This is a genomic window from uncultured Tateyamaria sp., assembly GCF_947503415.1.
Lineage (GTDB): Bacteria > Pseudomonadota > Alphaproteobacteria > Rhodobacterales > Rhodobacteraceae > Tateyamaria.
Genome location: NZ_CANNDS010000005.1, coordinates 109,093 through 127,938 on the forward strand (window position 1 = coordinate 109,093; position 18,846 = coordinate 127,938).

Here is an 18,846-nt window from a genome sequence, read left to right on the forward strand (position 1 = left end):
GCTTAGCGTGTCACGCCGCGCTTGGGAAGTGTGTATGCAATTGTATACCGAGAAATCGCCGTCAGGAGATGGAAGCGAAGAACGCGCTAATGCGTTTGCTGGCATACGTCCATAATCCGGGCGCTCCGCGTTCGATTTTCGTGCCAACACGGGCGGCGACCATATCTTCGGTCACATTGTAATCAGTCCAACTGCCCCCGCCGGAGGCGAGGTTCAGCATGGGCGGCTGAAACCGATCAAGCGCTTTGGCGAACTGAGCTGTGGGCGTCTCTGCCGCTTCGAACTCTTCCCAGATCGGGCGCAGGGACGCGGCGATATCATCAGGCAAAAGACCGAAAATACGGTCCGCCGCCGCCTTTTCTTGCGCTGCCACGGAGGCTGCATCCACATCTTCAAAGATCGGATTGTCGCCGGCGTCAATCTCAACCAGATCGTGCAGGATCAGCATCTTGATGACGCGATTGATGTCTACGTCCGGACCCGCCTGATCCGCCAAAACCAGCGCATAAAGTGTCAGGTGCCACGAATGCTCTGCGCTGTTTTCGGCCCGCGATCCATCCGCCAGCGTGGTCGCGCGGATGATGGATTTCAGCTTGTCCGCCTCGTTCAGAAAGGCGATCTGCTGATCCAGTCGCGTCACTCAGACGCCTGCTCTGCGCGATGCGACTTGATCTTTTGCGCCAAGAACCGGCGGCCCGCATCATTCGCCATCCGTGTGCGGATCGCCGTCAAAAATGCCTCTTCCAGCGTTTGCGACGACGCGCCCAGCACGTCACCCACTTCCATGAACAACCGGTCGTTGCCGACCTCGTTCTGCACGGCAAGGCATTCTTCGGCCAGCTTGTTGGCCATTTCAATGACGACGGGATCGGCCATCAGCGCGACGTCTCGGTCAGGCGACGCTTCACATAGTCGGTTGTGTGACCAATCAGCGTGTCCAGATGCGGCTCTTCAAAGAAATGGCCCGCACCTTCGACCTGCGTATGGGTGATGGTGATGCCCTTCTGGTCATGCAGCTTCGACACCAGCGATTCCGTATCCGCGGGCGGGGCCACGCGATCAGCGGTGCCGTTGATGATCAGACCCGATGACGGGCAGGGCGCCAGGAACGAAAAATCGTACATGTTGGCGGGCGGCGAGACGGAAATAAACCCGGTGATCTCGGGCCGCCGCATCAGCAATTGCATTCCGATCCACGCGCCAAAGCTGAAACCCGCGACCCAGCAATGCTTGGAATTGTTGTTCATCGACTGCAGGTAATCGAGGGCGGAGGCCGCATCGGACAGCTCGCCAATCCCCTGATCGTATTCACCCTGACTGCGCCCAACCCCACGAAAGTTGAACCGCAACACGGTGAAACCCATGTTGAAGAACGCATAGTGCAGCGCATGCACCACCTTGTGGTTCATGGTGCCGCCAAACTGCGGATGCGGATGCAGCACGATCGCAATCGGCGCGTCACGTTCTTTCTGGGGGTGGTAGCGGCCCTCAAGGCGGCCTTCGGGTCCGGGAAAAATGACCTCGGGCATATGCGTGTCTGTCCTCGCGCGTCTTTTTGCGGTTCCGATTTCTTGACGAAATTGATCGGATACCTTAGAACGGTTCTAACTTTTCCGACAGGTCATACATCCTGCAGTGGCACCGGATGTATGACCTTGTGTCGGTGACGTCAATTGGGGGCTTTGACATGAAACTGTCCACGAAGGGACGCTATGCGATGGTGGCGCTGGCTGACATCGCGATGCAGCCCGGCGAACAGCTGGTCAGTCTTGGCGATATCGCGGGTCGCCAGGACATATCCTTGCCATATCTGGAGCAGTTGTTTGTCAAGCTGCGGCGGGCCGATCTGGTGACATCTGTGCGCGGTCCGGGGGGCGGGTACCGGCTGGCACGGTCGGCGTCGGATATCCGCGTCTCGGACATTCTTGCGGCGGTCGATGAAACCGTGGATGCGATGCACAAGGGGGCAGGGGCCTCCGGTGCGGCCTCGGGGTCCAAAGCGCAATCGCTGACAAACCGGCTATGGGAGGGACTGAGCGCCCATGTCTATGTGTTCCTGCACCAGACCCGCCTGTCGGATGTGATCGGGAATGAACTGGCACCCTGTCCGGCGGTGCCCAACCTTTTTGCGGTTGTCGATGATGGCTGATGTCGGATGGGGGGCCAGCCCCCCAAGCCCCCCGTGGTATTTCTGGTCAGAAGAAACATGAGCCGCGTCTATCTGGATCACAACGCCACGACACCTTTGCGACCGGAAGCACGCGAGGCGATGCTGCGTGCCATGGATGTGGTCGGCAACCCGTCATCCGTGCATGCCGAAGGGCGGGCGGCCAAGGCAATTGTCGAGAAGGCGCGCGCGCAGGTGGCGGCGCTTGTGGGAATCGACCGGAACGAAGTTGTGTTCACATCCGGCGCAACCGAAGCGGCGGAGTTGGCCGTGGCCGGGCACAATCTGACATGTGCGCATGTCGAACATGATGCGGTTCGTGTTCATCAGAAATATGCGTTGCCCGTGGACCGCGACGGGGAGTTGCTGCCTTTCGATACGGTTGAGGGCAGCATGTTGGCGGTACAGGCTGCGAATTCGGAAACCGGCGTGTTGCAGAACAACTTCCGTTGGGCGCAGGTTGCGTGGGCCAATGGCGCGCACGTGTTGGTGGATGCTGTTCAATTGGTTGGCAAATTCCGAACGTCCGTGGGCGATTTGGGGGCCGACTACCTGATGATCTCGGGACACAAGTTTGGCGGGCCAAAAGGGGTTGGCGCACTCTGCCTTAAACTTGGCGTGGATGTGCCGGCACAAATTCGGGGCGGCGGCCAGGAAATGGGTCGCCGATCCGGTACGGAAAATGTCATTGGCATCGCCGGATTTGGCGCTGCAGCTGAGGCTGCACAACGCGATGTCGAGGCCGGAAAATGGGACCGGATCGAGAAACTTAGAAATATTCTAGAAAACGCCCTTGCTGCCGCCAGCAAGACGACTATTTTTGTCGGGAAAGGGTCGTCAAGGCTCCCGAACACCTCCTGTTTCATCACGCCCGGCTGGAAGGGCGAGACGCAGGTGATGCAGATGGACCTGTCCGGTTTTGCCATTTCGGCGGGCTCTGCCTGCTCAAGTGGCAAGGTCAAGACCAGCCGGGTGCTGATGGCGATGGGGTATTCAGAGGCCGACGCGGCAAGTGCGGTGCGCGTGTCGCTGGGCCTCGACACAACAGAAGACGACGTTTTGCGCTTTGCCGAGGTTTGGGCGCAGAAGTTGAAGAAACACGAGGCGCGGGCGGCGTAATCCGTTCAGTTGCGAGAGGGATGTCAGACATGGAAGACGTGATCGTCAAGGAAGGCGTGGATCAGGAAACGGTGGATGCCGTTGCCGAGGTCGGGGGTGCCTACAAATACGGTTGGTCAACCGACATCGAGATGGAATACGCCCCCAAGGGCCTGACCCCCGACATCGTCAAGCTGATCTCGGAAAAGAACGAAGAACCCGAATGGATGACCGAATGGCGTCTGCAAGCCTATGAGCGTTGGCTGCAGATGAAAGAGCCCGATTGGGCGATGGTCGATTACCCCGAGATCGACTTTCAGGACCAGTACTATTACGCCCGCCCGAAAAGCATGGAAGTGAAGCCCAAGTCGCTGGACGAGGTCGACCCGAAGCTGCTCGCCACATACGAAAAGCTGGGCATTCCTCTGAAGGAACAGATGATCCTCGCCGGTGTCGAAGGGGCCGAAGATATGCCCGCCGAAGGCCGCAAGGTCGCTGTGGACGCGGTGTTCGATTCCGTGTCCGTCGGCACCACATTCCAGGCCGAGCTGAAGAAGGCGGGCGTGATCTTCTGCTCAATCTCCGAGGCGATCAAGGAACATCCCGAGCTGGTCAAAAAGTACCTCGGATCGGTCGTACCGGTGCAGGACAATTTCTATGCCACGCTGAACTCTGCCGTCTTCTCGGATGGGTCGTTCGTCTATGTCCCGCCGGGCGTCCGCTGCCCGATGGAACTGTCCACGTATTTCCGTATCAACGCCGAAAACACCGGCCAGTTCGAACGCACGCTGATCATTGCGGACAAAGGCAGCTATGTGTCCTATCTCGAAGGGTGCACCGCCCCCCAGCGCGACATCAGCCAACTGCACGCGGCGGTCGTAGAAATCGTCATCATGGAAGATGCTGAGGTGAAGTATTCCACCGTTCAGAACTGGTATCCCGGTGACGAGAACGGCAAGGGCGGTATCTACAACTTCGTCACCAAGCGCGCCGATTGCCGGGGCGACCGGGCCAAAGTGATGTGGACGCAGGTCGAAACCGGCTCAGCCGTCACATGGAAATACCCATCCTGCATCCTGCGCGGCGATGACAGCCAGGGCGAGTTCTATTCCATCGCCATCGCCAACAACATGCAGCAGGCGGATACGGGCACCAAAATGGTGCACCTGGGCAAGAACACCAAGTCGCGCATCGTCTCCAAAGGGATCAGCGCTGGCAAGGCCCAGAACACCTATCGCGGTCTGGTGTCCATGCATCCAAAGGCCAAGGATTCACGCAATTACACGCAATGCGACTCGCTCTTGATCGGTGACAAATGCGGTGCACACACGGTCCCGTATATCGAGGTCAAAAACAACTCCTCCCGCGTGGAACACGAGGCGACAACGTCCAAGGTGGACGACGACCAACTGTTCTACTGCCGCAGCCGTGGCATGGACGAGGAAGAGGCGGTCGCCCTCGTGGTCAACGGCTTCTGCAAGGACGTGCTGCAAGCGCTGCCCATGGAGTTCGCCATGGAAGCGCAGCAGCTTGTGGCCATTTCGCTCGAAGGATCGGTGGGCTAAGCGATGTCCTCGGAAGGCAAACAGAAGTCGGCATTTGCCACGATGGCGCTGTCCGTTCTGGGTGGTGCTGCACTTGGCAGTGTGATCGGTGCGTTTGTGCTGCCGGGTTTCGCGGCGGCCTTGGCCATCGGCGGCGCAATGACAGGCGGAGCCATCGGTGCGGCCTTCTTCCTCTTTGCCGGAGCGGATGAATGACGGACACCGATCGCAAACCGATCAAGCGCCACTCGGTGTCCGACCTCGACGGCACCCAACAGGGCGGGCTGGCCTGCATCATCGCCGTCTTTGCGGGCATGATCGCAGCCGCCACACTGGCCCCCGGCGCGCTGACATCCTTCTGGGTTTGGTGCATCCTTTTGGCACTCTCCATATCCATCGGGCTGGGCGTCCAACGCCTCTTTGCCCGCGAAGAACAGGAGGGCACCGAATGATTATGACAACCACCTCCACCGTCGAAGGCTACAAAGTCACCGACTACCGCGGCATCGTCGTGGGCGAGGCGATCATGGGGGCCAACGTCGTACGCGACTTCTTTGCGGGCATCACGGACATCATCGGGGGCCGCTCGGGCGCGTACGAATCCAAACTGCAAGACGCCCGCGACACGGCCATGGCGGAACTGGAACAACGGGCGGCAGCACAGGGCGCAAATGCTGTCATCGGGATCGACCTCGATTACGAAGTGGTCGGCGATTCAATGTTGATGGTCAGTGTCTCGGGCACGGCTGTCATTTTGCAATAACGCGCGGCGCGCGACATCAAGGACAAGAAAAAATGCTGAACATCAAAGACTTGCACGTCCAACTTGAAGAAGAAGACAAGCAGATCCTGAAAGGCGTCGACCTCACGGTCGAGGCGGGCAAGGTGCACGCGATCATGGGGCCAAACGGATCGGGCAAGTCCACACTCAGCTATGTCCTGTCGGGCCGCGACGGCTACGAAGTGACCAGCGGCGAAGCCACCCTTGATGGCGAGGATCTGCTGGACATGGAACCCGAAGAGCGCGCTGCAGCGGGCCTTTTCCTGGCCTTCCAATACCCTGTCGAAATCCCTGGCGTCGGCAACATGACCTTCCTGCGCACCGCCGTGAACGCCCAACGCAAGGCGCGTGGCCAAGACGAGATGAGCGCTGCGGACTTCCTGAAAGTGATCCGGGCCAAGGCCAAGGATCTGAAAATCGACGCCGACATGCTCAAGCGTCCGGTCAATGTTGGCTTCTCCGGTGGTGAGAAAAAGCGCAATGAAATCCTGCAGATGGCGATGCTGGAACCAAAAATGTGCATTCTGGACGAGACCGACTCAGGCCTCGACGTGGATGCCATGAAACTGGTCGCGGACGGTGTGAACGCGCTGCGCGACGCAGGGCGCGGCTTCCTTGTGATCACGCACTACCAACGCCTGCTGGACCACATCAAACCCGATGTCGTGCACATCATGGCAGACGGCAAGATCGTCAAAACCGGTGGCCCCGAGCTGGCGCTCGAAGTTGAAAACAACGGCTATGCCGACATTCTGGCAGAGGTGGCGTAATGGCCGAGCCTGCAACGCAATCCAACCCGACCGAAGACCGGCTCGCGACCCTGACCATGCCGCAAAATGGCTGGGCTGACGCCGCGCGCAAGGCGGCCTTGGCCCGCGTCCGCGAAATGGGCCTGCCCGGTCGGCGCGATGAATATTGGAAGTTCACGCGCCCCGACAGCCTCACTCAGCCCGATGCACCTAAGGCCTCACTGTTCCACAATGACGAAGGGCCGCTGTTCGACGATATGGACCGGCTCAAGATCGTCTTTGTCGATGGTATTTTTGACGCCGAAAAATCCGATGACCTGACGATGTCCGGTGTGCGCATCGACCGTCTGGCGACAAGCGCAGACATTCATTGGGCCGCCGATCTTTATGGTTCGCTCGAAGCCGATGGGCACTATGTGCAACGCCCTTTGGCCGCGCTTAACACGGCCTTTGCCACCGATGGCGTGCTGATCCATGTCACGGACAAGGCCGAAAAGCCGATCAATTTCATCTACTTGCACGAAAACGAAACCTCGGACGCAATTCTGCACCACGTGGTCAAAGTCGATGCAGGCGCAGAGCTGACCCTGCTCGAAACCGGCCCTGCTGCGGCGCGGTTCAACAAGTCCATGGAAGTGGACGTGGCCGATGGGGCCACCTTCCACCATGTGCGTGCGCAGGGCCGCGATCACGAACGCCGCGCCATCACGCATATCTTCACGCGCCTCGGCACGGAATCGACGTTCAAATCCTTCACCCTCACCGTAAATGGCCGTCTGACGCGCAATGAATGCGTGATCGACATCCAGGGCGACGATGCGGTGGCGCATGTTGCGGGGGCCTGTGTGGGCGACGGTGATTTCCACCACGATGACACCGTGTTTGTGACCCATGATGCGCTGCGCTGCGAAAGCCGTCAGGTTTTCAAGAAGGTGCTGCGCAATGGCGCTGTCGGCGTGTTCCAGGGCAAGATTCTGGTCAAGCAGGGTGCCCAGAAAACAGACGGTTACCAGATCAGCCAATCGCTGCTGCTGGACGATGACAGCCAGTTCCTCGCCAAGCCCGAGCTTGAAATCTACGCCGACGATGTTGCCTGTTCCCACGGCTCGACCTCTGGCGCCATCGACGAAGAGGCGTTGTTCTATCTGCGCTCGCGCGGTGTCCCTGCGGGGATTGCAACGGACCTTCTGACACTCGCCTTCCTTGCCGAAGCGGTGGAAGAGATCGAGGACGAAGCCCTGCGCGACGCGCTGGTCGAGCGGCTCGAAGGCTGGTTGGAGCGTCACCGGGGCTGACATGGCCATCACACGGAACATTTCGGCCACCTACCGGGGTCCGGGGCGCGTCATTCGGCGGTTGCTTGAGCTTGGGCAGCGCGAAGACCGTGCGCTGGCCTACCTTATGGCGTCCTGTGCGTTGATCTTCATCGCGCAATTGCCGCGCTTGGCACGCGAGGCGCATCTGACGGGGCAGGATTTGAACATGCTCATGGGGGCCACGCTCATGGCGTGGATCTTCATTGCGCCTTTATTGCTCTATGTCATCGCTTTCGTGGTTCGCGGCATTGGCCGGGTGTTGGGCGGCAAAGGCACCGCCTACGGCGCCCGATTGGCCCTGTTCTGGGCGCTTTTGGCGTCGTCGCCGCTGATCCTGCTGCATGGTCTTGTCGCAGGTTTTGTGGGGCCGGGGATCGAGTTGCAAATCGTGGGAATGATCTGGTTTCTGGCGTTCATGTGGTTCTGGATCGGCGGGTCCATCGCACAGGAGAGGGCGGCGTGAGCGCGGCCATGGATCTCGCGATTGAGACGCTGCGTGACCCGCGCACCGCCGCCCAGCGGATTATGGCGTGGAACCTCGACCGGCAGACGCTTTATTCTGCATTGTTTGCCATCGCGGCCATCAACGCCTTGCTGGCCTCGGGGCCGATCGTTCTTTTTGACGGGACAGTCGATCCGGCCGCGCAAGCTGCCGTGCCCATGCTGGCCTTGTTGGAACGGCCCTTTGCCCTTTTCGCGATCATCGCCGGCGGTTTGCTGGTGACGGTGCACGGTCTGGTCTGGGCCGGGCGCGCGATTGGGGGGCAGGGGGAATTCACTGACATGTTGGCGCTGCTGACGTGGCTGCAGGCCTTGCGTGCCGCGGCACAGGCGCTGGTCCTGGTGCTGAGCCTGATCGCCCCTTCGGTGGCCGGGCTGGTTGCGTTGGTGGTGGCCGTGGTTGCGTTTTGGCTGCTCTTGCATTTCGTCAGTGCCGCATTGCGGTTTGACTCGCTCTTTCGGGCCTTTGGCCTGCTGATCGCCGTGCTGGCGGGACTGTTTATTGGAATGATGCTGATCGTGACGCTGACCGGCGTGACGGCAGGAGGACTTGGAAATGTATGACGTCAACGCCATCCGCGGGGATTTCCCGATCTTGAGCCGCGAAGTGAACGGCAAGCCGCTTGTCTACCTCGACAGTGGCGCGTCGGCGCAAAAGCCGCAGGTCGTGATCGATGCGATCTCCAAGGCTTATGCCGAGGAATACGCGAACGTGCACCGGGGGCTACACTTCCTCTCCAATCTCGCGACGGACAATTACGAAAGCGTCCGTGGCAAGCTGGCACGGTTCCTCAATGCCGCGTCGGAAGACGAGATCGTGATGAACTCGGGCACGACCGAAGGCATCAACATGGTGGCCTATGGTTGGGCGATGCCCCGCATGGAGGCTGGCGACGAGATTGTCCTGTCCGTCATGGAACACCACGCAAACATCGTGCCCTGGCATTTCTTGCGCGAGCGGCAGGGCGTGGTTCTGAAGTGGGTCGATGTGGATGCGACCGGCGCGCTTGATCCGCAGAAGGTCATTGACGCGATCGGACCCAAGACCAAGCTTGTGGCTGTCACTCACATGTCCAACGTTCTGGGTACCAAGGTGGATGTGAAATCCATCTGCGACGGTGCGCATGCCAAAGGTGTTCCGGTGCTGGTGGATGGGAGCCAAGCGGCGGTGCACATGCCGGTGGATGTGCAGGACTTGGGTGCTGATTTCTACGCGATCACCGGCCACAAACTCTACGGCCCGTCGGGCTCGGGCGCGATCTATTGCAAAACCGAACGGATGGCAGAGATGCGTCCCTTCATCGGTGGCGGCGACATGATCAAGGAAGTTTCGAAAGACGGGGTGATCTACAATGATCCTCCGCACAAGTTCGAAGCCGGCACACCCGGCATCGTTCAGATGATCGGGCTGGGCGTGGCGCTGGACTATATGATGGGTCACGGGATGGATGCCATCGCCGCGCACGAGGACTCTTTGCGCGACTATACCGTGGAAAAACTGGGCGGGCTGAACTGGCTGCAGGTCCAGGGCACGACACCGGACAAGGGCGCGATATTCTCGTTCACTTTGGACGGGGCAGGGCATGCCCACGACATTTCGACCATCCTCGACAAGAAGGGGGTCGCGGTGCGGGCAGGGCAACATTGCGTGGGGCCGTTGATGGAACACATGGGGCTGAACGCCACGTGCCGCGCGTCCTTCGGAATGTACAACACCAAGGACGAAGTGGACGTCTTGGTTGAGGCGCTAGAACTGGCGCACGACCTGTTTGCCTGACCTGTCCCCGCGGAGACAGGTGATTTGTCCCCGCGGGGACAAGGTGTTCTTTGGGGTATCGGGATTTTAACAGATCTCTGAAACCACTCCGATTTCAATGGATTACGCAACGCACGGTCGGTTTTGCCGAAATTAACCAGCCGCGCGCGATGCTGCTGCCCGAGAGCGGGCGGCGCTGGTTTTTCCTTTGCGACGGATAATTTGGGGGGCGGTTCCATGCCTCGTGTCTGCGTTGTCACACGGCCAGAGCGTCTGCGACCCCTTGCTTGGAAACCAAATGGCACGTGTCGTACCGGTGCTCGCTTGCCAAGCAAAAACCCAAGCACCATAGTCGTCGAGAGATGTGCATGTTTTTTCAACGACATGGCCCATGGGCCATCGGTTTGTCTCTGATCTTGACCCTGTTTCTGGCCGCCAAGGCCTGGGCTGACGCGGACCGGCGGGCTATGCTGGAAATGCCGGATGGCGTGCGACTGGAGACGTTCATCTATTTGCCGGATCAACAGCCATCACCGGTTGTCTTGATGCGCACGCCGTACCGGTTTCCCGCGCAAAGCGAAGCCTATTACGATGCTTTTGCGGATGAATTGACCCGCCGTGGATACACATTCGTGATGCAGAACCTGCGAGGCCGATTTGGATCGGAGGGTGTTTTTGATCCGTTCGAAAATGCAGTCGAGGACGGGGCCGCGACCGTGCGGTGGATCATGGCTCAGCCATGGTCAAATGGACGGATCGGGACCATTGGCGGGTCGTATAACGGATACACCGCGCTGGCCGCTGCCGCTGGTGCGCCGGAGGTGCAAGCCGTCATTGCGGACGATCCGGCGCTTGATCTGTGGGCAGGGCGCCGTGGCGACGCGGTGGGGTTGTTGCCCGTCCTGTGGCTGTACTTGCTGGATCATGGGCGGTGGCCGGATGAGGCCGAAAAGGAGCGGGCGAACAATGTCCGGGACCCAAGCCAGATCGACAACAGCCTTTTGGGTCGTGATGATCCATATTGGGACACCTACATCGCGGGCCGCACAGGCACCTCAGACAAGAGCCTGCGCGCTGATATTGACCGGATTTGCGCACCCGTTCTGGTGATCAAATCCAAGAGCGAGGGGTGGGAGGATCCTGTTGATCTGTGGAAAGCATTGCGCCAGTCCGGGTGTCCGGAGCATCGCGCAGATCACCAACTGATCGTCAGCGCCGAAGATCATACCTTTCACCTCAATCAGTTTGGCAAGGTCGAAACGGATGTGACCGCGCGGATCATTGCGTGGCTGGATCATTGGTTGCGGGACGGGGACCTGACCGACACTGCGCCGGTTCTGTACCGCCCTGACGACGCCGAGCCGTTTCGAACAGCGGATGATTGGCCGATCAGGGGTGCTGAGACATCGTTCTACCTTGGGCGTCGTTTCAGCCTGACGGGCAATGCACCTTTGTTGGCGGCACCCGATGCCGGCATGAAGGTCCACGCCTTGCAGATCGATCCGGCAAAGATGTCGCCCTGCGGCGATTACCCAAGCCAGACCTATCTGACAGCGCCGTTGGAGCGGGACATCCTTGTCGCAGGACCCATGCGCCTCGATCTGTTTGCGCGGGCGACAACGCCCATAGCCGGGTTCAGCGCGCAGGTGTACGATTATGATCCAGACCGCGCGGAACCACTGGAATTTGTTACGTTCGGCGTGACCCACGCCGAGGGGTTGGATGCCAGTCTGCCGGCGCGCCTGACCCTCGATATGCACTCTGTCAGTCATCGGTTCAAAGCAGGCACACGCATCGCCTTGTCGATTGGCGGCACGGCCTGTGGCTATGCTGAGGTGGACCATCCGGACGCCACGTACGAGATTTTGCACGGCACAAATGCGCCGTCCCGGCTGATTATGGAGGCGGTGGCGGAATGACCGGGGTGGGGGCTTACAACACGATGCCGCTGGCGTCGGTCACGTCTCCCCAATCGGGAGAGGTGCATGTCTGGCAGGTGTCCCTGTCCACGTTGCGCGCCTCGGGCGATGGGTGGACCGGACTGAGCCCGGAGGAACAGGCGCGGTATCGCCGGTTTCGCCGTGATGAAGATGCGCATCGATTTGCGGCCCGGCGCACGGCATTGCGGCATATTCTGTCGGCCTATCTGCAGTGTGACCTGGCAGAGGTTGCATATGAGACCATGGATGCTGCGGGCAAGCCGGTTTTGGCGCAGCCCCATCAGGGAGAGGTTGTGTTCAATGCCTCATCCTCTGCCGACATCGCCTTGATTGCGGTGGCGCAAGAGGGAACGATAGGTGTGGACGTTGAATATGCGCGGCCCTTTGAGGATATGGGCCAGATCGCGCGGCAGTACTTCACGGTGGATGAGGTCGCCCGGTTGGAGGCGCGACCGCCATCGCAGCGCTGTGATGCGTTTTATCGTCTCTGGACCTCGAAGGAGGCGCTCTTGAAGGCTGAGGGCGCGGGTCTGCCCGGTGGGTTGGACCGGTTCGAGGTGTCGTCCGATCCATCGCGTCCGCCTGAGCTGCTGGACGACGCTGCAGGTCCCGCACGGTTTCATCTGTATGCGGCTGATCCGGGCAACGGGTATTTTGGCGCCGTTGCAACGGATAGGCCGGACCTTAGCGTCTTGCACTTTGCCTTTGATCCCGGCGATCTGCGGTGAGCATCTGAACGTCGCGGTGCACTTGATCCAGTAGGGCGCTCGCATGATCCCGCAGATAAAAATGCCCGCCATCGAACATGGTGCGGGATGTGGGAGCGCTGGTGCAGGTGGCCCATGCCTCCAACGCGTCTGGCGGGGTGTCGCGGTCATCTTCTCCGGCGTAAACACAAATGGGTATGTCCAGCGGCGGCTCGGCCCGACATGTGTAGGTTTCGACCAGTTTAAAATCGGCGCGCAGCAGCGGCAGTAGCAGGTCCATTAGCTCAGCATTGGCAAACACGTCTTTGGGCGTGCCGTCCAATGCGCCGACGGCCTGTTTGAAGTCGGCGTCTTGCAGGCCGTGGATCGGCGGGCGTGTGTCGGGCAGATGCGGGCCGCCATAGCCTGACACCAGCAGGGCCTCTGGCTGGCGCAATCCGAGACGGCGCAGGGCGCGCGCAAGCTCGAAGCTGATGAGCGCGCCCATGGAATGGCCGAACAGCACAAATGGCCGGTCCAGATACCCTGCGATGCCCTTGGCGGTTTGTGTTGCCAGCTCTTGAACGGTGTCGATGGGCCGCTCCGACAGGCGCCGCTCGCGACCGGGCAGATGCACCGGCCAAACCTCCGCGGTTGTTCTGAGCGCTGATGGCCAACCCCGGTAGATCGATGCCCCGGCGCCAGCGTAAGGCAGGCAGAACATCCGGCAGCCGGCGCTTGGGTCTGGCATCGGGCAGCTTGCCCAGGCGGGTTTTGCCGATGCGCGCATGGGCGTCAGGTGGTCCCTTGCTGTTCCGCCTCTTCCATCGCGTTGCGCAAGGACAGCGGGCGCATATCAGTCCAGACTTCCTCTATGTAGTCCAGTGCGTCCTCCTTGGATTTGCCTTCGGTGACGGCTTTCCAACCAATTGGCAGCTCCCGGTCCACGGGCCAGATTGAATACTGCTCTTCGTGGTTGACCACGACGCTGTAGAGTGTGTCATCTTCGGCCATTACGCGCGTTCTCCTTTATGCATCGTCTACCCAATCCTCATCTTGCAACCTGCGGCGGCAGCGTAGGCACGCGCCGTCTGCCCTGTCCTCAAAGACCTCGATTTCAGCGTCCTTGGCGTTTTCACCCGCGTTCAGGTTGAACCGAAGCCCGTCGTCGTCTTCGATCCACCCCGCCTTGGTGAAGATGCGCAACATGCCATCGTCGCTGTCGGCCTCATCGGTGGTGGATGCGGCTCTGGTCTGGGCGGCACCGTCACCATTCATGCCTTCGATGGCGAACTGAGCGGTGATGGTCGGCTCTTCTTCGGGTTTTGCGGCCATGCGTGCCGCGATGGTAGGTCGCTCAGAAACCTTCTTGACCTTGAATAGCGCCGGTTCCGGGTGCGCCCCATCCGGTTTGTCCGTCAGCTTTGCGTCCACCGAGGCTGCCATCTCGTGCAGATCCTGCGTCGGGTTTTCTTGCGAAATGCGGTGCAGGCTGTTGCCGCGCAGAAATGCGACCGTCCGGTCATCGGGTGTAACAAAGCCCACGTCGCCCACGCCTTCGGTTGTCGTTTGCAGATCAACGGGCACGTGGAATTCACCCAGAAAACTCCACAGCGCCTGTTCTGCTTCAGCAAAGCTGCCATATTCGAAACTGTCGACCAGCACCGGGTTTTCTTCGGGCGCCTTGCGCGGCGCGCGGTCTTCGGTCAGCCATGTTGTCTTGCGCATCCGACCACCGCTTGGCAGGTTGAGCGTCAGCGCGCGTTTGATATGGGCGCGGACAATTTCCTGACCCAGCATCCGATACCGCCGCACAAAGAAACCGCTTTGATGTCGGGCCTGAAACAGTCGTTCATCGATGCCGTATTTGCTGCGAAGTGCGTTGATCTGGGTTGGCAACAGCATGAGATCACCTTTTGGCGGGTTTAATAGACGAGGCGGCGGCGTCTTGTGGTTGGCTGCGCCTGACAAATGTACCTGGATTCGGGACTGACCAGGAAATCACGGTAACTGCTGGCGTAGGACCAGCCGAAATTGATGTCCGATGGCATGAAGGCCGAAAGGCCCACGGATGGCGGAGCCGGGAAAAACACCGCCACACACGCGTCATACACCTCGTCCAGATCGGAACAGGCACCTTCCCATGCGACCTCGTGATAGTTGAAGAACCCGGTGCCGCAGACCGGGCCAAAGAAGGGCGCGCCGATCGGGCGCATCAGGTTGCAGCGGAAGGGCACGATCTGATTGAACATCCGGGACTGCCAGAGATCCGCGCCGAGGACATTGGCAAAGGTCGACACGATCGTAGCACAGTCGGTGCAATTGACCCGGGGACCACGACCATATTCCCCTGCAAGCCGTTCAAGAAACGCCGAGCAATCGAATTCGGGAAAGGAATAGTTCGTCGGATTTCCCCCTCGGCAATCGTAAGCAACCCGGCGTGGTCCGAGGTTGTAGACGGCTGCGGTAATTGCGGTAGCCGCCGCGTCCGGTGTGTGCGTGAAGGCGGCCCATCGGCAGGCCCATTCCAGCACTTCGGCCCAAGGCAACTGCGTGTTGGCCGCGGTGAACGGCGTCTGCACCCACGGCCGTGTTGGTTGGCGCAAGATCACGTAAATGCGGTGCCGCGTCGTTTCAAAATCGTTCCATGGTCCGGCAAAGCTTTCCTTGTATTGCCAGGTCCAGTTCACGTCGAATGCGCCCACGCCGGTTTGCACCAATGCCGGGGCTTGCAGCGTCAGTCGCAGGCCATTGCGTTTGCCGTTTGCGGCAAAGTTGACCGTCGCGGTTTCGGTCGGACCCAGAATGTTGAACTCCAACGGGTTGGTCGGAACCGCCCGTACAAAAACGCGCGTGTTGGAGGGGCCAAGCAGATCGATTGCAACGTCGATCCGGGCGCTTAGTGCGTCCGAGATGGCGTAGGCGGCAGGGAACACCTCCGGGTCGCCCTTTATCCATTCGGGGACACGGCCCGGGTCGCTGCCGTTCCGGCGAATGTTCAGTGCGCCCCGGCGGGAGGATGCAGGATCGTGGTTGAAGGTGATGCTTGCCAGTGTGACGGTCATGCGCCTGTTGTCCGTTTGCGTTGGCGCGCAGTGCGCGAGATTGGTTTGATGCCGCCTTGTCGGGACGGTGTGGATGGAGCTTCGGTGGGATCTGGTGATTGAGCCTGCGCGTCTGTGGTGTCATCCGCGTCAATGATGCGGGCAAGGCCCTCCACTGTGGGGTTCTCGAAAACGGTGCGCAGGGCAAGGTCGACGCCAAGGTCGCGTTTGATCCGCGAGGCAAGCTGCGTCACCCGCAGTGAATGGCCACCGATGTCGAAGAAATTGTCCGTCCGTTCAAAGTCATCCCGTTCAAGAACGGCGGCCCAAATTTGCGCCAGTTTCTCCTCGGTAGAGCCTTTGGGTGTGTCCTGCGCTGCGGTTCTTGATGTGGGTTTGGCGGGTTTTGTGCGCGGCTCGGGAAGGGCTGCGCGGTCAATCTTGCCGTTTCGGTTGAGCGGCAGGGTGTCCAGGTGCACGATGGTCTCTGGCAGCGCGTAGGATGGCATGGTCTTGGCCAAGGCCGATGTGAGTTTGTTGCTCAGGTCGTCCGGGGCATCGCTGGCAGGCACGACATAGGCGAGGATGCGTCGCGCTTCTCCCTCTCCCTTGCAGACGACCACGGCCTGAGCCACGGAAGGCTCCGCCAGCAGCAATGCCTCGATCTCGCTCAGCTCGATCCGGTAGCCGCGCAGTTTGATTTGCGTGTCGATCCGTTCAAGGAATACGATGCGCCCCTCGGCGTCCTGAAGTACCCGGTCGCCAGTGCGGTAGAGCCGCGCGCCGGGTGTGTCGGAGTAGGGATCAGGCAGAAACGACTGTGCTGTCAGTGCAGCCCGGCCCGCATAGCCGTGCGCCAGGCCGTCGCCACCAAGGTAGAGCTCTCCCGGTGCCCCCTGCGGGACCGGGCGCAGTTGCCTGTCCAACACATATGCTGATGTGTGGCCGATGGCATGTCCGATGGGCGGTGCAATCTGGTCGGGTTCGATCGTGGTCAGGTGCTGCCACGTGGCAAAGGTCGTGCTTTCGGTCGGGCCGTAGACATGCAGCAACCGCTTTGGTCCGCGCCCATTCAGCACGGCACGGACGGCTTGCAGATCAGCGGCCTCACCGCCGAACATCAGCGTGTCGAGGCTTTGGAATGCGTCGGTACGTTCTGCCGCGATGCGATTGAACAAGGCCGTGGTCAGGAACATCGTGGTGATACGCTTGGCGTCCAATGCGAGGGCCAGTGCATCGGGTGACAGCACCGTGTCCCTGTCCAGCGCGACCGTCGTGCCGCCATTCAGTAAAGCGCCCCAGATTTCGAACGTGGCGGCGTCGAAGGCGATGTTGGAATGGCGCGCGATGCGGTCCTGTGCGGTCAGGTCCACGTAATCGGTATTGCGCACCAGACGCGCGATGGCCCGGTGCGGAATTTCGATGCCCTTGGGGGTGCCGGTCGAGCCGGAGGTGAACATCACATAGGCCACGTCATCCGGTGTCGGATGGCTCTCAATGCCGCTGACCTGAGGGCTGGCATCCGCTTCTGCGACATCCAGAACGTTGGTGCCGTGTGCGCGTGCGTCCTTCAAATGGTCCGCGTCCGTCAGGATCAAAGGCGCATTCGTTTCCCCAAGAATGCTTGCGATGCGATCTGGCGGATAGGCCAGATCAAGCGGGATATAGGCCGCCCCACATTTCAGTACGGCAAGCATGGCGGTGACAAGATCATCTGTGGATCGCAAAAGCAGCGCGACCCGGTGACCCCGCTGGATGCCTGTCGCTTTGAGACGGGCCACCAGTTCGTTTGCGCGCGTGCTGAGCGCGCCATAGGTCAGGTGGCCGTTTTCGCTTTCGACCGCAATGGCATCCGGCGTGGCTATGGCGATCTGCTCGAACAGGTCCGGCAGTGATGCTTCGGGGTAGGGTGTGACCTCGGTGGCTGTCTGATGGGCGGGGCAGGCATCCAGAACCACCTGTTCCAGCGTGGCCCGGGGGTCGGTCGCGAGTGTCCGTGTCATGCGGCGTAAAACGCTGAGCAAGGTCGCGCCGATGGCCCGCACCTTGGCAGGTTCAATCGCCTGTCCGTCATAGAGAAGGCGCACCTGTAGCCCATCGCCGGGGATGACCGCCACGGACAGCGGGTAGTTCGTGCGTTCGATAAACGTGGTGTCGGCGCTGGCATCGCCGTCCTTGCGCTGGGTCGGATAGTTCTCGAACGCGAAGATCGTGTCGAACAGCAATTCGTCACCGGGCAGTCCCGCCCATTCGCGGATCTGGACCAGACCGCAATGGTCAAAGTTGCGGGCGCGCAGCTGGTCTGATTGCAGCTGTGCCAACCAGTCCGACAACGTGGTGCCATAGGACAGGCGCGTGCGCAGCGGTACGGTGTTGATGAAAAGGCCGATCATCTCCTCGACGCCGCCGATCTCCGCCGGGCGGCCCGACACGGTGACGCCAAAGACCAGATCATCCTGATCGGTGAACCGGCCAAGGGTGATGGCCCAGGCCCCTTGCAGCAGCGTGTTGAGCGTCAACTGGTGCGCGACGCTTGCGGCTCTCGCCGCGTCGGCCTCTTCTGCCGAAAGGTGTAATTCAACCTCGCCAAAGTCGTCGGGTCGGTTCGACTGCGCCCCGACGGTTGCCCGTCCGATCCCGGTCGGTCCGGGCGCATCGGCCATGACCTTGGCCCAATACCCCTCTGCCGATTTCGGGTCTTGTGCCTGCAGCCACTCGATGAAAGCGCGGTAGGGTCGTGTCTGTTGCAGGTTCGGACGTCCGCCGCTGGCCAGTCGGGCATAGGCGTCGGTGAACTGCGCGAACACCGCCTGAAGGCTCCAGCCGTCCAGAATGATGTGATGAAAGCTGATCACCATGCGGTAGGCGCTTGGTCCCATCCGCGCGAGGGTGACACGCATCAGAGGGGCCTGGTCCAGCTTGAAGCCGCGATCGCGGTCTTCCGCCAGCTTCAATTGCAACGTCACCTCACGCCGTCCGGGCGGTTCCCGGCGCAGGTCCCACGTCTCGACGGCCATGCGGGCGTTGCGGTGCACCACCTGAACCGGCTTGTCGAGGTCCTCCCAATGAATGGAGGTGCGCAGAGCGGGATTGGCGGCTGTTACCGCAGCCCAAGCCCCGGCGAAATGATCGGGGTCAACGGTAGCATCGAACGGGATCACCACCTGCTCGAAATACATCCTTGGTCCGGCTTCATAAACCGAATGGAACAGCATGCCCGATTGCATCGGCGAGAGTTCATAGATGTCTTCGATTCCGTGCATG

At 60.6% G+C, this 18,846-nt stretch carries 21 protein-coding genes; 13 read left to right on the forward strand and 8 right to left on the reverse strand.

All coding sequences use genetic code 11. The annotated features are described in order from the left end of the window. Positions 1-61: 61 nt before the first annotated feature. Genes Q1A32_RS21400 through Q1A32_RS21410 form a run of 3 tightly spaced genes read right to left on the reverse strand, consistent with a single transcriptional unit; the run spans position 62 to position 1,529 of the window. A complete protein-coding gene (locus tag Q1A32_RS21400) occupies positions 62-640 on the reverse strand; it encodes an HD family hydrolase (RefSeq protein ID WP_299657817.1) in 579 nt (192 codons plus the stop codon). Next, a complete protein-coding gene (locus Q1A32_RS21405) occupies positions 637-876 on the reverse strand; it encodes a hypothetical protein (RefSeq protein ID WP_299657819.1) in 240 nt (79 codons plus the stop codon). The genes Q1A32_RS21400 and Q1A32_RS21405 overlap by 4 nt, the downstream gene beginning before the upstream one ends. After that, positions 876-1,529, reverse strand: coding sequence for an alpha/beta hydrolase (locus Q1A32_RS21410; RefSeq protein ID WP_299612601.1), 654 nt, complete (start codon positions 1,527-1,529; stop codon positions 876-878). The genes Q1A32_RS21405 and Q1A32_RS21410 overlap by 1 nt, the downstream gene beginning before the upstream one ends. Positions 1,530-1,687: 158 nt before the next feature. On the opposite strand from Q1A32_RS21410, the gene Q1A32_RS21415 reads away from it, so the two are divergent. The 13 genes from Q1A32_RS21415 (at position 1,688) to Q1A32_RS21475 (ending at position 12,580) form a co-directional block, all read left to right on the forward strand. Continuing rightward, positions 1,688-2,149 carry an Rrf2 family transcriptional regulator gene (locus tag Q1A32_RS21415; protein ID WP_299612603.1) on the forward strand — a complete coding sequence of 154 codons (462 nt, stop codon included), beginning with the start codon at positions 1,688-1,690 and terminating at the stop codon, positions 2,147-2,149. Positions 2,150-2,206: 57 nt separating this feature from the next. Further along, positions 2,207-3,286 (forward strand): cysteine desulfurase family protein, encoded by a 1,080-nt coding sequence (locus Q1A32_RS21420; protein WP_299657821.1) that lies wholly within the window; start codon positions 2,207-2,209, stop codon positions 3,284-3,286. Positions 3,287-3,306: 20 nt separating this feature from the next. Then, positions 3,307-4,830 carry a Fe-S cluster assembly protein SufB gene (gene sufB, locus Q1A32_RS21425; RefSeq protein ID WP_299612607.1) on the forward strand — a complete coding sequence of 508 codons (1,524 nt, stop codon included), beginning with the start codon at positions 3,307-3,309 and terminating at the stop codon, positions 4,828-4,830. A 3-nt stretch (positions 4,831-4,833) separates the two neighbouring features. Next, positions 4,834-5,025, forward strand: a complete 192-nt coding sequence (locus tag Q1A32_RS21430; protein ID WP_299657823.1) for a hypothetical protein — start codon at positions 4,834-4,836, stop codon at positions 5,023-5,025. Next, a complete protein-coding gene (locus Q1A32_RS21435; protein WP_299657825.1) occupies positions 5,022-5,261 on the forward strand; it encodes a hypothetical protein in 240 nt (79 codons plus the stop codon). The genes Q1A32_RS21430 and Q1A32_RS21435 overlap by 4 nt, the downstream gene beginning before the upstream one ends. Then, positions 5,258-5,572 (forward strand): heavy metal-binding domain-containing protein, encoded by a 315-nt coding sequence (locus Q1A32_RS21440; RefSeq protein ID WP_299612613.1) that lies wholly within the window; start codon positions 5,258-5,260, stop codon positions 5,570-5,572. The genes Q1A32_RS21435 and Q1A32_RS21440 overlap by 4 nt, the downstream gene beginning before the upstream one ends. Before the next feature lie 32 nt (positions 5,573-5,604). After that, complete coding sequence (sufC, locus tag Q1A32_RS21445; RefSeq protein ID WP_299612615.1) at positions 5,605-6,360, forward strand: Fe-S cluster assembly ATPase SufC; 756 nt, start codon at positions 5,605-5,607, stop codon at positions 6,358-6,360. Continuing rightward, a complete protein-coding gene (gene sufD, locus Q1A32_RS21450; RefSeq protein WP_299657827.1) occupies positions 6,360-7,634 on the forward strand; it encodes a Fe-S cluster assembly protein SufD in 1,275 nt (424 codons plus the stop codon). Before sufC ends, sufD begins: the two co-directional genes overlap by 1 nt. A gap of 1 nt (position 7,635) precedes the next feature. Further along, positions 7,636-8,118: a YIP1 family protein gene (locus Q1A32_RS21455; RefSeq protein ID WP_299612620.1), complete on the forward strand. Its 483-nt coding sequence runs from the start codon at positions 7,636-7,638 to the stop codon at positions 8,116-8,118. An 8-nt stretch (positions 8,119-8,126) separates the two neighbouring features. Beyond that, entirely contained in the window at positions 8,127-8,720 is a 594-nt protein-coding gene (locus Q1A32_RS21460) for a YIP1 family protein (protein WP_299657830.1), read from the forward strand. Continuing rightward, the gene (locus tag Q1A32_RS21465; RefSeq protein ID WP_299657832.1) at positions 8,713-9,933 is read left to right on the forward strand and encodes a cysteine desulfurase; all 1,221 of its coding nucleotides are present in this window, start codon (positions 8,713-8,715) and stop codon (positions 9,931-9,933) included. Before Q1A32_RS21460 ends, Q1A32_RS21465 begins: the two co-directional genes overlap by 8 nt. Positions 9,934-10,280: 347 nt before the next feature. Then, complete coding sequence (locus tag Q1A32_RS21470; RefSeq protein WP_299657834.1) at positions 10,281-11,831, forward strand: CocE/NonD family hydrolase; 1,551 nt, start codon at positions 10,281-10,283, stop codon at positions 11,829-11,831. Beyond that, positions 11,828-12,580, forward strand: coding sequence for a 4'-phosphopantetheinyl transferase superfamily protein (locus tag Q1A32_RS21475; protein WP_299657836.1), 753 nt, complete (start codon positions 11,828-11,830; stop codon positions 12,578-12,580). The genes Q1A32_RS21470 and Q1A32_RS21475 overlap by 4 nt, the downstream gene beginning before the upstream one ends. On the opposite strand, the gene Q1A32_RS21480 is transcribed toward Q1A32_RS21475, so the two are convergent. From Q1A32_RS21480 to Q1A32_RS21500, 5 genes are read right to left on the reverse strand one after another with little or no spacing between them, the layout of a single operon-like run. After that, positions 12,537-13,289, reverse strand: coding sequence for a thioesterase II family protein (locus tag Q1A32_RS21480; RefSeq protein ID WP_299657838.1), 753 nt, complete (start codon positions 13,287-13,289; stop codon positions 12,537-12,539). The two genes, Q1A32_RS21475 and Q1A32_RS21480, sit on opposite strands and share 44 nt — an antisense overlap. A gap of 44 nt (positions 13,290-13,333) precedes the next feature. After that, positions 13,334-13,552, reverse strand: coding sequence for an MbtH family NRPS accessory protein (locus tag Q1A32_RS21485; RefSeq protein WP_299657840.1), 219 nt, complete (start codon positions 13,550-13,552; stop codon positions 13,334-13,336). A 15-nt stretch (positions 13,553-13,567) separates the two neighbouring features. Further along, positions 13,568-14,443 (reverse strand): hypothetical protein, encoded by an 876-nt coding sequence (locus Q1A32_RS21490; protein ID WP_299657842.1) that lies wholly within the window; start codon positions 14,441-14,443, stop codon positions 13,568-13,570. A gap of 20 nt (positions 14,444-14,463) precedes the next feature. Then, complete coding sequence (locus tag Q1A32_RS21495) at positions 14,464-15,603, reverse strand: hypothetical protein (RefSeq protein WP_299657844.1); 1,140 nt, start codon at positions 15,601-15,603, stop codon at positions 14,464-14,466. Then, entirely contained in the window at positions 15,600-18,845 is a 3,246-nt protein-coding gene (locus Q1A32_RS21500) for an amino acid adenylation domain-containing protein (protein ID WP_299657846.1), read from the reverse strand. Before Q1A32_RS21500 ends, Q1A32_RS21495 begins: the two co-directional genes overlap by 4 nt. Position 18,846 lies beyond the last annotated feature (1 nt).

What these genes read in the sequence shown, in the direction of transcription:
- Q1A32_RS21415 (WP_299612603.1), top strand. Translation starts at nt 1,688, where the DNA reads ATGAAACTGTCCACGAAGGGACGCTATGCGATGGTGGCGCTGGCTGAC.
- Q1A32_RS21420 (WP_299657821.1), top strand. Translation starts at nt 2,207, where the DNA reads ATGAGCCGCGTCTATCTGGATCACAACGCCACGACACCTTTGCGACCG.
- Q1A32_RS21430 (WP_299657823.1), top strand. Translation starts at nt 4,834, where the DNA reads ATGTCCTCGGAAGGCAAACAGAAGTCGGCATTTGCCACGATGGCGCTG.
- Q1A32_RS21460 (WP_299657830.1), top strand. Translation starts at nt 8,127, where the DNA reads ATGGATCTCGCGATTGAGACGCTGCGTGACCCGCGCACCGCCGCCCAG.
- sufD (WP_299657827.1), top strand. Translation starts at nt 6,360, where the DNA reads ATGGCCGAGCCTGCAACGCAATCCAACCCGACCGAAGACCGGCTCGCG.
- Q1A32_RS21405 (WP_299657819.1), bottom strand. Translation starts at nt 876, where the DNA reads ATGGCCGATCCCGTCGTCATTGAAATGGCCAACAAGCTGGCCGAAGAA.
- Q1A32_RS21455 (WP_299612620.1), top strand. Translation starts at nt 7,636, where the DNA reads ATGGCCATCACACGGAACATTTCGGCCACCTACCGGGGTCCGGGGCGC.
- Q1A32_RS21495 (WP_299657844.1), bottom strand. Translation starts at nt 15,603, where the DNA reads ATGACCGTCACACTGGCAAGCATCACCTTCAACCACGATCCTGCATCC.
- sufB (WP_299612607.1), top strand. Translation starts at nt 3,307, where the DNA reads ATGTCAGACATGGAAGACGTGATCGTCAAGGAAGGCGTGGATCAGGAA.
- Q1A32_RS21480 (WP_299657838.1), bottom strand. Translation starts at nt 13,289, where the DNA reads ATGCCAGACCCAAGCGCCGGCTGCCGGATGTTCTGCCTGCCTTACGCT.
- Q1A32_RS21435 (WP_299657825.1), top strand. Translation starts at nt 5,022, where the DNA reads ATGACGGACACCGATCGCAAACCGATCAAGCGCCACTCGGTGTCCGAC.
- Q1A32_RS21490 (WP_299657842.1), bottom strand. Translation starts at nt 14,443, where the DNA reads ATGCTGTTGCCAACCCAGATCAACGCACTTCGCAGCAAATACGGCATC.
- sufC (WP_299612615.1), top strand. Translation starts at nt 5,605, where the DNA reads ATGCTGAACATCAAAGACTTGCACGTCCAACTTGAAGAAGAAGACAAG.
- Q1A32_RS21500 (WP_299657846.1), bottom strand. Translation starts at nt 18,845, where the DNA reads ATGCACGGAATCGAAGACATCTATGAACTCTCGCCGATGCAATCGGGC.
- Q1A32_RS21475 (WP_299657836.1), top strand. Translation starts at nt 11,828, where the DNA reads ATGACCGGGGTGGGGGCTTACAACACGATGCCGCTGGCGTCGGTCACG.
- Q1A32_RS21465 (WP_299657832.1), top strand. Translation starts at nt 8,713, where the DNA reads ATGTATGACGTCAACGCCATCCGCGGGGATTTCCCGATCTTGAGCCGC.
- Q1A32_RS21410 (WP_299612601.1), bottom strand. Translation starts at nt 1,529, where the DNA reads ATGCCCGAGGTCATTTTTCCCGGACCCGAAGGCCGCCTTGAGGGCCGC.
- Q1A32_RS21440 (WP_299612613.1), top strand. Translation starts at nt 5,258, where the DNA reads ATGATTATGACAACCACCTCCACCGTCGAAGGCTACAAAGTCACCGAC.
- Q1A32_RS21470 (WP_299657834.1), top strand. Translation starts at nt 10,281, where the DNA reads ATGTTTTTTCAACGACATGGCCCATGGGCCATCGGTTTGTCTCTGATC.
- Q1A32_RS21485 (WP_299657840.1), bottom strand. Translation starts at nt 13,552, where the DNA reads ATGGCCGAAGATGACACACTCTACAGCGTCGTGGTCAACCACGAAGAG.